Below are 12,620 nucleotides of genomic sequence, written 5' to 3' on the forward strand. Positions count from 1 at the left end.
GTTAAGTAAGGATTTATTGTGGTGCCTCCAGGAATCGAACCAGGGACACATGGATTTTCAGTCCATTGCTCTACCAACTGAGCTAAGGCACCATGTCGCTATAAGCGGCTGCAAATATAATTTCAATTTTATGATTTACAAACTAATTCATAAAAAAAGCGAATTGTTTTTTTAATTTATGATCTTTGTGTCATGAATTTAATCATTGATGCCGGCAATACAAGTGTAAAGTTGGCGATATTTAAAAAGACGGAAATCATTCATTTAGAGTCTGTTGCTGCCTATGATTTTGTGGCGGCGGTAAAAATAATTTTCAAGAATTATGCGAAAATTCAATTTGCAATTATTTCTAGTGTTGGGGCACTTTCTAAAGAACAAATGAACGTTTTGGCTATTTTTTGTGAGGTACATGAGCTTTCGAATACTTCAAAAGTGCCATTTAAGAACTCTTATGCCTCGCCTCAAACTCTTGGTGTAGATCGTTTGGCTCTTGCTACAGCAGCCTTTTATTTTAATCCGCACCATAATAATCTAATAATAGATGCAGGAACATGTATAACGTATGATATGTTGAATGATTTTGATGAGTATTTAGGTGGGTCTATATCTCCTGGTGTGCAAATGAGATATAATGCTATGCATAATCAAACTGCCAAGTTGCCTTTATTAGAAAAAGTAGAGCTCTTAGATTATATTGGGAATACTACTGAGAACTGTATGCATAGTGGGGTTATAAATGGTGTAATTCTCGAAATTGACGGTCTCATTGACCTATATAAGAGTCGTTTTAAAGATTTAACAATTATTTTAACAGGGGGTGATACACTATTTTTGTCTAAACGATTAAAAAATACCATATTTGCGGATTCTAAATTTCTCCTGAAAGGGCTTAATTATTTGCTAGAATACAACAAGCACTAAATGATCAGAAAAATTGTAATTGCAATTGTATACATGTCCACTATTGGTATGTACGCTCAAGATGGTACTGTTTCTCCCTATTCCTTTTTTGGAATCGGTGATTTAAAGAACGCCAGTACGGTAGAAAATCAAATGATGGGAGGTATAGGCATGTATGCAGATAGTATCCATCTTAACTTAAGAAACCCTGCTGCTTACGGTAAATTGGGTTTAGAGGTAATGGATAAAGAGGGTCTTGTGACCTATACTGCCGGTGTTTCCAATAAACAGTATCGACTTAAAAGTTTTACTGAAGAAGAGAAAAGTTCAATAACCAGTTTAGATTATTTGGCTTTGGGCTTTAGTCTAGGTAAAGGTTTAGGAATGGGTTTTGGTATTATGCCTTATTCTTCTGTAGGGTATAATCTAGTAAATGAACAAACTAATGCAAGTGGTTCGTTAACGAATGTCTACACTGGCCAAGGCGGTTTAAACCGTGTTTTTTATTCTGTTGGTTATGAGGTTCTAAAAGATGTAAGTATAGGGGCTACTGTTAATTTTAACTATGGTACTTTAGAAAATCAGCGCCTACAACAAATAGATGGTGTTCAATTTGGAACATTCGACAGACGTAGCTCTAGGGTAAATGGTTTCGATTTTAATTATGCTTTAAATTATTCGCCTATAATAAAAGATAGATATAGGCTACATTCATCTATACGTGTAAATACCCAGGGTAATCTGGTGTCAACGAACGATAGACAAATTGGTTCTTTTTCTGTAGCTACAGGGGGTAATATTGAAGAGATAGATGTCAATTTAGATGCCCAAAATCTAAAAAATACAGAATTAAAAATACCAACAACTACCACTTTAGGTCTTGGTTATGGGGAAGATTATAAATGGTTTGTAGGTGCTGAGTATAGTTTTCAAGCAATGAGCTCTTTTGAAAATGTATTTCTTGGAGCAGATAGTGTACGTTATAATGATGCAAGTTCAATTGCACTTGGTGCTTTTATTACACCTGACCATGATTCTTTTACAAGTTACTTAAAACGAGTAACTTATAGAGCCGGTTTGCGTTTAGATAAGACCGGAATGATAGTTAATGATGTTGATATTAATAACTTTGGCATAACTTTTGGATTAGGTTTACCACTGGGTAGAAGTTTCTCTAATCTTAATTTAGGATTTGAAATTGGAAGAAGAGGAACAACTAGGGCAAATCTAATAGAAGAGAGCTATTTTAAATTTAACGTAGGTCTATCTTTAAATGATCGCTGGTTCCAGAAAAGAAAAATCAATTAATAAAAATTTAGTACATTAACCACTTTAAAAAGAGAAAAAATGAAATCGAAACTTTACTTCACGGCAATAATGTTCCTTGGGATGATGGGGGTAAGTAATGCACAGGCTCAGAACCCTGAATGTATGACAAATCTGTCTATCTTTTCAGAGCATGCGAAAGTTAAAAATTATGATGCTGCTTATGAGCCATGGAAAATGGTTTATGAAACATGCCCTCAATTAAATAATGCAATTTATGTATATGGAGAACGTATACTTAAAGATAAACTAGAAAAAGCTACAGGGGCTGAAAAGGAGAAATTCGCTAATGACTTAATGGGTCTTTATGATAACAAATTAAAGCATTTTGCATCAAAAACTTCTTTAGGTGAAACTGATGTAGATAAGGCGATGGTGATGTATGATAATAAAATGGCCGATGATGCTAAGATGTATAGCTTGTTAAGCGAAGCTTTTACTAAAGATCAAGAAAATTTCACGAATCCAAAGGCACTATATATCTATTTTTCTAGTTTGGTTGATGAGCATAAAGCTGGTAGAAAAGATTTACAAGAAGTTTTTGATGTTTATGACGCTGTAACAGAGAAGATTGAATTAGAAAACGAACAAATCACTGGTAAAATCTCTAAGTTATTGCCAAAAGAAGAAGCTGGTACGTTGACATCTAAAGAGAAGTCTCGTTTAAAGTCTTATAACTCTTATTCTGAGGTTTACGGTAAAATTGCTGGTAGTATCGATTCTAAATTAGGTCCTTTAGCAGATTGTAGTAACCTGATTCCTTTATACGAAAAGAGTTTTGAAGAGAAAAAAGGAGATGTTGTTTGGGTAAAAAGAGCAGTAGGTCTTATGTTCAACAAAGAATGTACAGATGACCCAATGTTTCAAAAATTATTTGAAGCTCAGTTAAGGCTAGATCCATCTGCCGATGCATATGTATACGGTGGTACTTTGAAAATGAAGAATGGTGATACTTCAGGTGCACTTGCCGATTTCGATAAAGCTTTATCTTTAGAGACCAACAATGATAAAAAGTCTAAGATAGCTTATAAGGTTGCTGTGATAAATAAGAGAAAGGGTAGTAAGTCTACAGCACGTAGCTACGCTCAGAAAGCTATTGATGCAAACCCATCAAATGGTCGTGCTTATTTATTGATTGCTAATTTATATGCAACTAGTGCAAATGATTGCGGTAGTACTACTTTTGAAAAAAGAGCAATGTATTGGAAAGCAGCAGATATGGCAAGACAAGCAGGTAGAGTGGATCCATCTTTAGGTGGTTCTTCAAGTCAAGCTGTAAATAGTTATTTAGCAAAAGCGCCAAGTAAAGAAATGATCTTTAGTTCAGGTATGGCTGGTAAAACTGTGTCCTTCTCATGTTGGGTTGGTGGTAGTGTAAAGGTTCCATCGTTATAGTAAAAATGATACAAATTTTCAATTATAGAGGCATTGCCATGGTATGTACCATGGCAATGCTTTTTTTATCTTGTAAGGATAATTATAAAAGAGTAGGCGATGAGGCTGCTAAAAAAGTTTATCCTAGAGGTGTTGTTGAAGATTTTGTACTTACCTATACCGAATCTCCTGAAAAATTAGACTCTGAAGATGAAGGTACTTCGAAAGTTCTTGCGATTTTATCGGGTCCTATCCGTAATGACTTCGACCAGCTTTCATTTCCATATCAAACCTTTCCAGAGGGTTTGCTAGTGGAGATATTTAATGAAAAAAATGAAAAAACAACAATAGAAGCAGATTACGGAGTGTTGTATTCTGCAACTTCTATTGTAGATTTGCGTGGAAATGTACTCATAAAAGGGGATGATGGTAAAAAGCTAGAGACCTCTCAATTGTATTATGACCGTGCAAATGAGTGGGCATTTACGCAAGAGAAGTTTACCTTTACCAACCCAGATGATGGTACGGTGATGGATGGAGAGGGTATGGATATTCAAAAAGACCTTCAGTTTTTGAATGCGCATAAAACTTATGGTCTAATGTTGATAAAAGAAGAAAAGGATGATTAACATTTTAAGGTATACTGAATACCTATATATAATAGTAGCGGGTTTTTCTATTTTTAGAATTTTCACCGATTGGAATACGGACCGAAGTATGGCGTATTTGTTTATATTTTTTGCTATAGTATCTATTGGTATGTTTTTGTTTAGAAGAAGCTATCGGAAAAAGTTTGAACAGCGTAAGCGAGATAATAATACTAAAGAATAGTGGGTACAGCTGGTATTATCATTATTCTTTCGCTTGTACTTTCGGCATTTTTCTCAGGTATGGAGATTGCATTTATTTCTGCAAATAAAATACACATCGAAATTGAGAAAAAGCAAGCTGGCTTTTTGGCTATGGTGCTTACTAGGCTAACGAAAAAACCATCGAAATTTATTGCAACTATGCTAATTGGAAACAATATAGCTTTAGTTATTTATGGTCTTTTTATGGGAGAAATTCTCATGAATTGGTTTACCGGAATGACCTCTGAAAATGCTATTTTAAAGATTTTAATTACAGATTTTAGTCTTTTAACGCAAACCTTGATTTCCACGTTTATCATTTTGATAACCGCAGAGTTTCTTCCTAAGGTGATGTTTCAGATATATGCAAATAGCCTGTTGAAATTATTAGCAATACCTGCGTTTATATTCTACCTGTTATTTTCATTTATTTCAGATTTCATAATCTGGATTTCAGATTTAATCTTAAAATATATATTTCGCACTTCTGGTGATGAGGTACAATTGGCATTTAGTAAGTTAGAGCTCGGGGATTATATTACAGAACAGATGGAAACTGTAGAAGCTGAAGATGATGTAGATACGGAAATTCAATTTTTTCAGAATGCTTTAGAATTTGCAGCAGTAAAAGCTCGTGAGGTTATGGTTCCTAGAACTGAGATTGTTGCTGTTGAAATGCATGAAACCCCCAAAAACCTTGCTAAAATTTTCACCGAAACGGGGTACTCTAAAATATTGATTTACAATGATACGGTAGATAATGTAATTGGTTATGTGCATTCTTATGAGCTTTTTAAAAAACCCAAGACATTAAAAAGTATTCTACTTCCTGTTGAGTTTGTGCCAGAAACAATGCTTATTCAAGATATTTTAAATACGCTTATGAAGAAGCGAAAAAGTATAGCTGTAGTCTTAGATGAATATGGTGGCACCTCTGGTTTAGTAACCGTTGAAGATATTGTTGAAGAACTTTTCGGTGAAATTGAAGATGAACATGATACGACCGATTTACGAGAAGAACGTGTAGATGAGCGACATTTTCTTTTTTCAGCTCGTTTAGAGGTAGATTATATAAATGAAAATTATAAGTTAGAGCTTCCGGTTTCAGATGAATTTGAAACGTTAGGAGGTCTTTTAGTTCATACATTGGGGGAAATACCAGAAAAAGAAGTAGAGTTGACCATAGAGCCTTATAAGTTTACTGTTTTAGAGGTTTCGAATACAAAAATTGATTTAGTATCAATAGAACTTTTAGAAGAACAATAACCGTATATCGACCAATAAATTAGGTGGCTTTTTAGTTTTTATTATTTCAATTAAAAATGGTAGTTTTGCCTCCCAATAACCACAAACGATTATTTTAAACGTTAATTAGAATGGCAGTATTAGAAAATATAAGGAAACGTACAACAGTGTTGATCTTGATAATAGGTTTGGCGCTTTTTGCATTTGTTATTTCTGGTGTTTTTACCAGTAGCAATTTTGGAGGTGAAAAAGTAGGTTCGTCCGTTGCCGTGATTAATGGTGAGGATGTATCTATAGATGATTTTAGACAAGAGGTGGAGACAGCTTCAAGAAGAGTTGGCCCAACTGCATCGTCTATGCAAGTTGTTAACCAAGTTTGGGAGAACACAATTAGAAAGAATGTTTTAGGAGCGCAATTCGAAGATTTAGGTATCGGTATTGAGCAAGATCAGATTGTTGATTTTCTTCGTACTACGGGATATGCGCAAAATCCTGAATTTCAAAACCAAGATGGTCAGTTCGATCCTAATATCTTTAAGCAAACAGTAGCAGATTGGAAGGTTAATAACCCAGCACAATATGACGCTTGGTTACAAACCGAGAACGAAATCATTCAATTGGCTAAAGAACAGACTTACTTTAATATGGTAAAGGCTGGTATCGGTGCAACATTAAAAGAAGGTGAGTTAGACTATAAGTTGGCAAACGAGAAAATGGATATTAAATATGTAAGAGTACCTTACTCTTCAATTCCAGACAGTACTATTACGGTTACTAAAAGTGAGATTGCTGATTACGTTAATGATCATAAAGAGGAATATAAGCAAGATCCAGCAAGGGATTTACAATATGTATACTTTGAAGAAAAACCATCTGAAGCAGATGAGAATGAGATTAAAGATGCTATTTCAAAACTTTTAGATGACACTGTAGAGTATAACTCTCAAACAGATCGTAACGATACTATTAGAGGATTTAGAAATGCTAAAGATGTATCTGCCTTTTTGGACAGAAACTCTGACACGAAGTTTGACACTATTTTTAAGGCTAAGAAAAATTTACCTGCTAGTGTTGCGGATACTTTAATGAGCTTGGGCGTAGGTCAAATTTATGGTCCTTATAAAGATGGGGGTTCTTATAAGCTTTCAAAAATGATTGCTCGAAAGTCTAACGGTTCTGTAAAAGCTAGTCATATTCTTATGCAATATGCAGGTGCTACTAGGGCTAACCCTGATGTAACTAGAACAAAAGAAGAAGCAGAGGCAAAAGCAAAAGAATTACTTATAGAAGCTAAAAAATCTGGAGTTGTATTTTCAGAATTGGCTAGAGATAATTCAGATGGTCCTTCAGCACCGCAAGGAGGTGATTTAGGTTATTTCCAAAGAGGAGTAATGGTTCCTGAATTCAATGATTTTGCATTTAATAATAATGTAGGAACAATAGGTTTAGTGGAAACTGATTTTGGATTCCATGTAATTAAAGTTGATGATAAAGAAGACGTAGTTCAGATAGCTACTATTTCTAGAGAGATTGTTGCGTCGGAAAAAACAATAAACACCTTGTTTACTAAGGCTACAAAATTTGAAATGGAAACTACTGAAGATGAAAGTGCCTTTTCAGCAATGGCTAAAAAAGAAGAGTTTGTTGTTCGTCCTGTAAACAAAATTAAAGCTTTAGATGAAAACCTTCCTGGGTTAACTAATCAAAGAAATATTGTTCAGTGGGCTTTTAATGGAGATACTGAGGTAGGAGATGTTAAGCGTTTCAATATCAACAATGGTTATGCCGTTGTTCAATTAACAGGTAGCTACGCAGAAGGTGTTATGAGTTCAGAAGATGCGTCTGTATTGGTTTTACCTATTATTAGAAAAGAGCGTAAGGCGGCTAAAATTATTTCCGCTAATAAAGGTAAGGACATGAGTACTATTGCTTCAGATAATAGTGTTTCTATTTCTAATGCATCGGCACTTACAGTGAAGTCACCAACTATTCCAGGTGCAGGTAGTGAGCCAGTTGTTGTAGGTACAGCTTACGGTATGGCAAACGGAGCAACTTCAGGTTTAATTGAAGGTAATACAGGGGTATTCAAAATTGAACTTGTAAATAAGACTGAAGCTCCAAAATTGGATAATTACAGTGTTTATGCAAATCAACTAAAGACTAGTGCTGCAAGTCGTGTGAATACTTCGGTTTACACCGCGTTAAAAGATGCTGCAAAAATTGAAGATAAAAGAGCTACTTTTTACTAGTAAAAGATTATAATAGTTATAAAAAGAGCATCCAAAATGGATGCTCTTTTTTTATAGTATCATTTCTTTGTAAGGGAGAATAGTTGAATACCCTTTGTTTCTAAAGTAAGTCATTTCAGATGCTGTTCCCGTTACCAAAACAAAGTCACCTCCCCATGCTCCTAAGCTTTTAATAGTGCCTGAGTAATCTGAAAAAAGGGTTTCTTTTACCGTAGGTATTTTTAGAGTTTCCGATAGAATTTTTTCATGTGTATTTAATAATGTAACGAATTCTTTTAATTCTTTACACTGTAAAATTTTGTTGGTAATGGCATCAATTTTTGAGACTAAAGCAGTTTTATCAAAATCTAGATTTCTATAACTGTTGATGGCGTCACGACTATTTTTCTTTTTATTGAGATAAACAAAGTAGAGCTGGTCAGAAAATTTGGGTTGAAAATTAACTTCACTAACTGAAGGATTGTATTCGTTACTTCTATATAGAATTGGGGTATTGTGTTGTGCACAAGCAATATCATAACCACTACCACCAAACGTCGCAGCTAATAAACGGTAAGGGTTCACATTTGCCCATTTTGCTATATTGGCAATTAAGGTAGATGAGGAACCTAAACCCCAATCTCTAGGGAAAGTAAGTTTTGCTTCAACTGAGTTATATTCGGTTTTACTTGATAAAAAGGAAGGGTTTAAGTGTTTTGCTTCCAATAAAATTTGTGCTAGTCTTTTAGAAATATCAGTATCTGAAGTATGTATGGTTTTTAGTTCAATTTTAGAAAATTGTGCACTAAACCAGATAGTGCCGTTTTCATTTAAACTCTTCCATTCGAATGTTTTTGAGTTTGATGTTTCTAATTTTAGAGATTGTCCGAATTTGGTAGGTAGAGCCAACCCTTTAGCACCATCTAAAATGGCGTACTCTGCAGTGAGTAGTAATTTTCCATTGCTATAGAGTTCCTTAGTCATTTCGCAATACTTATTTCCTTAGTGCGTTCAATTGTAGTTCCACTTCGTGATGAGTAACGATATTCGTTCTAAAATGGGTGACTAACTTCCCTTTTTCAAGGTCTGAAGCTCCAAGTTGATTTAAGATATTTAATAGATGCATTTTCATATGACCTTTTTGAATACCTGTTGTTACCAATGAGCTAACTGCTGCAAAATTCTGTGCAAGACCGGCAACGGCAATAATTTGCATGAGTTCTTCGGCAGAAGGGTTTTGAAGTATTTCTAAGTTTAATTTAACCAATGGGTGTAGGTTTGTTAGGCCGCCAACAGTACCCAATGCCAAGGGTAATTCAATCCAAAATGTAAATATGCCATTTTCTATTTCGGCATGTGTTAGGCTGCTATATTGGCCATTTCTACATGCATAGGCATGAATACCTGCCTCCACAGCCCTAAAGTCATTACCGGTCGCTAAAACCACAGCATCGATTCCGTTCATAATGCCCTTGTTGTGGGTCACTGCACGATAAGGTTCAATCTGGGCTATTTTAATTGCTTGTATTATTTTTTCTGCCGTATGTTGAGGAGATATGTCTGCGCTTAATTGTAGCTCTTCTACAGGGCAGCTAACCTGAGCGCGTACCGTACAATTAGGCACGTAATTAGACAAAATACTCATGATTACTTCAACATTTTTTTCCTCATCAGAAAAACCATCATAAGCAGCTGTTTCTTTTTTTAAAGTTGTCGCAAATTGCTCTAAACAACTATTTATGAAATTTGCCCCCATAGCGTCCTTAGTTTGAAAGGTAGCATGTAGTTGATAATAGTTTTTTAGCTCAGCTGTCTTATTTTTTAAAACGATATCACTGATACCACCACCTCTTTTTTCCATACTAGTGGTGAGTGAAGTGCTTTCAGCTAGTAATTTCGGTTTTAAATAAGTGAAAAAACTACTTAGCTTTTCAAAATTTCCTTTAAATAAGAAATGTACTTGACCTACTTTTTCAGTTCCTAGAACTTCGGTTTTAAAACCTCCTCTATTTAGCCAGAATTTGGCAGCTTTACTTGCTGCAGCAATTACCGAGCTTTCTTCTATTGCCATTGGTATGGCAAACAATTTATTATTAATCAAAAAATTTGGAGCTATACCTAATGGTAGGTATAAATTGGTGAGGGTGTTTTCTATAAACTCATCATGTAACTGTTGAATATTGGAATTCTGGTTCCAATACGTTTGTAGAATTTTTATTGATTGTTCTTTGTTTTGTGTGTAATTGGAGGTTACCCAATCTATTTTCTCTTCTTTCGTAAGTTTGGAAAAACCACTAATCGGCTCAGTCATTTAGGTATAACTTTCTTCTAAAGGTTGATATAACTATACGGCATTTATTTAAAAGGCCTTTTGTTTTTTATGAGAGTAAATATAAGCATATTGGTACGAACCTTTATATGTGGATTAAAGCGTTAAAAGCTGTTTCTTTTTCGGTGTAAATTGTGGTTTTTTAAGGAATTTGTGGTAAACTTGAGAGATTTAACAAAATTCTAATTTTTATGCGAAAAACACACTTATTTACATTGATTGTACTAGTTTTCAATGTATTTACTTGGGCACAGGAGAAACAAATTGAGGTAACGGATATATATCAAGGTGCTTTTAGAACCGAAGGAATGGATGCATTGCGCTCTATGAATAATGGAAAACAGTATACGGTTCTTAACATGGATAGAATAAATCAATCTTCAACCATTGATAAATATGACTATAAGACACTAAACAAGGTTTCTACTATAGTATCATCTGCAGATTTAAACGACATTCCTAATTTCTCAGCGTACAGTTTTAGTGCCGATGAAAAAAAGATATTACTGTCAACCGAGATAGAACCTATATTCAGACGCTCTACTTTAGGTGTTTTTTATGTGTTTGATGTAGAATCTAAAAAGGTAGTGCGAATAAGCGATGCTAAAATACAAGAGCCAACGCTTTCGCCAAACGGTAAGTTAGTTGCATACGTAAAGGATAATAATATTTACCTATTTAATATAGCAACAGGTGAAACTAAGAAGGTAACTGTTGATGGGGTTAAAAACAAAATTATCAACGGAGTAACTGACTGGGTATATGAAGAAGAATTTGCATTTGTACGAGCTTTTGAGTGGAATGCCGATGGAACTAAAATAGCTTTTTTGCGTTTTGATGAGACCAATGTTCCTGAATTTTCTATGGATGTTTATGGAACCGGATTATATCAACAGTCACACGTTTTTAAATACCCAAAAGCAGGAGAGAACAATTCATTCGTGACTTTGCATCTTTTAGATGTAGCCAGTGGTAAAATAGCTTCGGTGGACTTAAACGATGCGTATTATGTGCCTCGAATTAAGTGGAAGAACAATAAAAACATGTTGAGTGTACAGACATTAAACAGGCATCAAAACCATTTAACCATGTATTCTGTTAATGCTAAAACTAGTAAAGTTTCAATTCTATTAGAAGAGACAGATGACGCCTACGTCGATATAACAGACAACTTAACTTTTTTAGAGGATGATAGTTTTATCTGGTCAAGTGAAAAGGATGGTTGGAATCATATATACTTATATAATGAAGATGGCGAATTAATGAACCAGATTACCAAAGGTGATTGGGAGGTGACCAAATATTATGGGTATGATCAGAATGAAGATAAGATATACTATCAATCTACTGAAAATGGTTCTATAAATAGAGGTATATATAATATTAGTAGTGGCGGTGATGATAAAAAAGCATTGGCAGTCATTGCAGGCGCTAACAACGCATCTTTTAGTGCCGATTTCACTTATTTTATAAATACATTTTCAAGCGCAGAAATACCGCCAGTTTATACGCTACATCAAGCCGTAAATGGTAAGAAGATAAAAGATATAAAGGATAATCAGCAATTACTTCAAAAGTTAGAAGGGTATAAGATGAGTTCGAAAGAATTCTCTACGATTTCTATTAATGGCAATAATCTTAATATGTATATGATTAAGCCAAAAGATTTTGACCCATCAAAGAAATACCCATTATTAATGTATCAATATAGTGGTCCGGGTTCGCAAAATGTTTCTAATAGTTGGATGGGAGCTAACGATTACTGGCACCAAATGTTAGTGTCAGAAGGGTATGTTATTGCCTGTGTTGATGGTAGGGGAACTGGTTATAAAGGAAGTGATTTTAAGAAGGTTACTTATATGAATCTAGTGAAATACGAAACGGAAGACCAAATAGCTGCAGCAAAAAAGTTAAGCGAGCTAGAATATATTGATGAGAATAGAACAGGAATCTGGGGATGGAGTTTTGGTGGCCATATGTCAACAAACTGTCTTCTTAAAGGTAACGATGTTTTTGAAACCGCTATCGCAGTGGCACCGGTGACTTCATGGCGTTTTTATGATACAATTTACACCGAACGTTTTATGCGCACACCAGCCGAAAACCCTAGTGGCTATGATGATAATTCTCCATTTAATTATCCTGAATTGTTAGAAGGTAATTATTTGTTGATTCACGGTTCAGGTGATGATAATGTACATGTTCAAAATTCTATGCGTATGATAGAAGCATTGATTCAGGCAAACAAGCAATTCGATTGGGGTATCTATCCAGATAAAAACCATGGTATTAATGGTGGAAATACAAGAATTCACCTATTCAATAAAATGACCAATTTCATAAAAGAAAAATTATAAACCAACCATA

10 protein-coding genes and 1 tRNA gene are annotated in these 12,620 nt (G+C 34.6%); 8 read left to right on the forward strand and 3 right to left on the reverse strand.

The window, feature by feature from the left end; translation table 11 throughout:
- Positions 1 to 19: 19 nt before the first annotated feature.
- Positions 20 to 92 (reverse strand) — tRNA-Phe (locus tag B5X55_RS16800).
- A gap of 100 nt (positions 93 to 192) precedes the next feature.
- On the opposite strand from B5X55_RS16800, the gene B5X55_RS16805 reads away from it, so the two are divergent.
- The 7 genes from B5X55_RS16805 to B5X55_RS16835 all read left to right on the forward strand — a co-directional run bounded on the left by B5X55_RS16805 (position 193) and on the right by B5X55_RS16835 (position 7,945).
- A complete protein-coding gene (locus B5X55_RS16805; RefSeq protein ID WP_079514045.1) occupies positions 193 to 921 on the forward strand; it encodes a type III pantothenate kinase in 729 nt (242 codons plus the stop codon).
- Complete coding sequence (locus B5X55_RS16810; RefSeq protein WP_079514047.1) at positions 922 to 2,208, forward strand: BamG family beta-barrel-assembly machinery protein; 1,287 nt, start codon at positions 922 to 924, stop codon at positions 2,206 to 2,208.
- 39 nt (positions 2,209 to 2,247) lie between these two features.
- A complete protein-coding gene (locus B5X55_RS16815; protein ID WP_079514049.1) occupies positions 2,248 to 3,621 on the forward strand; it encodes a hypothetical protein in 1,374 nt (457 codons plus the stop codon).
- 5 nt (positions 3,622 to 3,626) lie between these two features.
- Entirely contained in the window at positions 3,627 to 4,229 is a 603-nt protein-coding gene (lptC, locus tag B5X55_RS16820; protein ID WP_079514051.1) for an LPS export ABC transporter periplasmic protein LptC, read from the forward strand.
- Positions 4,222 to 4,431 (forward strand): hypothetical protein, encoded by a 210-nt coding sequence (locus B5X55_RS19075; RefSeq protein ID WP_079514053.1) that lies wholly within the window; start codon positions 4,222 to 4,224, stop codon positions 4,429 to 4,431. The genes lptC and B5X55_RS19075 overlap by 8 nt, the downstream gene beginning before the upstream one ends.
- Positions 4,431 to 5,717, forward strand: coding sequence for a hemolysin family protein (locus tag B5X55_RS16830; protein WP_079514055.1), 1,287 nt, complete (start codon positions 4,431 to 4,433; stop codon positions 5,715 to 5,717). Before B5X55_RS19075 ends, B5X55_RS16830 begins: the two co-directional genes overlap by 1 nt.
- Before the next feature lie 110 nt (positions 5,718 to 5,827).
- The gene (locus B5X55_RS16835) at positions 5,828 to 7,945 is read left to right on the forward strand and encodes a peptidylprolyl isomerase (protein ID WP_079514057.1); all 2,118 of its coding nucleotides are present in this window, start codon (positions 5,828 to 5,830) and stop codon (positions 7,943 to 7,945) included.
- 51 nt (positions 7,946 to 7,996) lie between these two features.
- Here B5X55_RS16835 and B5X55_RS16840 read toward each other — a convergent pair whose 3' ends face one another.
- On the reverse strand, positions 7,997 to 8,908 hold the full coding sequence (locus B5X55_RS16840; RefSeq protein WP_079514059.1) for a GYDIA family GHMP kinase: 912 nt from the start codon (positions 8,906 to 8,908) through the stop codon (positions 7,997 to 7,999).
- A 10-nt stretch (positions 8,909 to 8,918) separates the two neighbouring features.
- Positions 8,919 to 10,235, reverse strand: coding sequence for a hydroxymethylglutaryl-CoA reductase, degradative (locus B5X55_RS16845; RefSeq protein ID WP_079514061.1), 1,317 nt, complete (start codon positions 10,233 to 10,235; stop codon positions 8,919 to 8,921).
- A gap of 209 nt (positions 10,236 to 10,444) precedes the next feature.
- On the opposite strand from B5X55_RS16845, the gene B5X55_RS16850 reads away from it, so the two are divergent.
- Positions 10,445 to 12,610 (forward strand): S9 family peptidase, encoded by a 2,166-nt coding sequence (locus tag B5X55_RS16850; RefSeq protein WP_079514063.1) that lies wholly within the window; start codon positions 10,445 to 10,447, stop codon positions 12,608 to 12,610.
- The last annotated feature ends 10 nt before the right edge of the window (positions 12,611 to 12,620 follow it).

Source organism: Maribacter arcticus (assembly GCF_900167935.1).
Classification (GTDB): Bacteria; Bacteroidota; Bacteroidia; order Flavobacteriales; family Flavobacteriaceae; genus Maribacter; species Maribacter arcticus.

What these genes read in the sequence shown, in the direction of transcription:
- B5X55_RS16850 (WP_079514063.1), top strand. Translation starts at nt 10,445, where the DNA reads ATGCGAAAAACACACTTATTTACATTGATTGTACTAGTTTTCAATGTA.
- B5X55_RS16805 (WP_079514045.1), top strand. Translation starts at nt 193, where the DNA reads ATGAATTTAATCATTGATGCCGGCAATACAAGTGTAAAGTTGGCGATA.
- B5X55_RS19075 (WP_079514053.1), top strand. Translation starts at nt 4,222, where the DNA reads ATGATTAACATTTTAAGGTATACTGAATACCTATATATAATAGTAGCG.
- B5X55_RS16840 (WP_079514059.1), bottom strand. Translation starts at nt 8,908, where the DNA reads ATGACTAAGGAACTCTATAGCAATGGAAAATTACTACTCACTGCAGAG.
- B5X55_RS16815 (WP_079514049.1), top strand. Translation starts at nt 2,248, where the DNA reads ATGAAATCGAAACTTTACTTCACGGCAATAATGTTCCTTGGGATGATG.
- B5X55_RS16835 (WP_079514057.1), top strand. Translation starts at nt 5,828, where the DNA reads ATGGCAGTATTAGAAAATATAAGGAAACGTACAACAGTGTTGATCTTG.
- B5X55_RS16845 (WP_079514061.1), bottom strand. Translation starts at nt 10,235, where the DNA reads ATGACTGAGCCGATTAGTGGTTTTTCCAAACTTACGAAAGAAGAGAAA.
- lptC (WP_079514051.1), top strand. Translation starts at nt 3,627, where the DNA reads ATGATACAAATTTTCAATTATAGAGGCATTGCCATGGTATGTACCATG.
- B5X55_RS16810 (WP_079514047.1), top strand. Translation starts at nt 922, where the DNA reads ATGATCAGAAAAATTGTAATTGCAATTGTATACATGTCCACTATTGGT.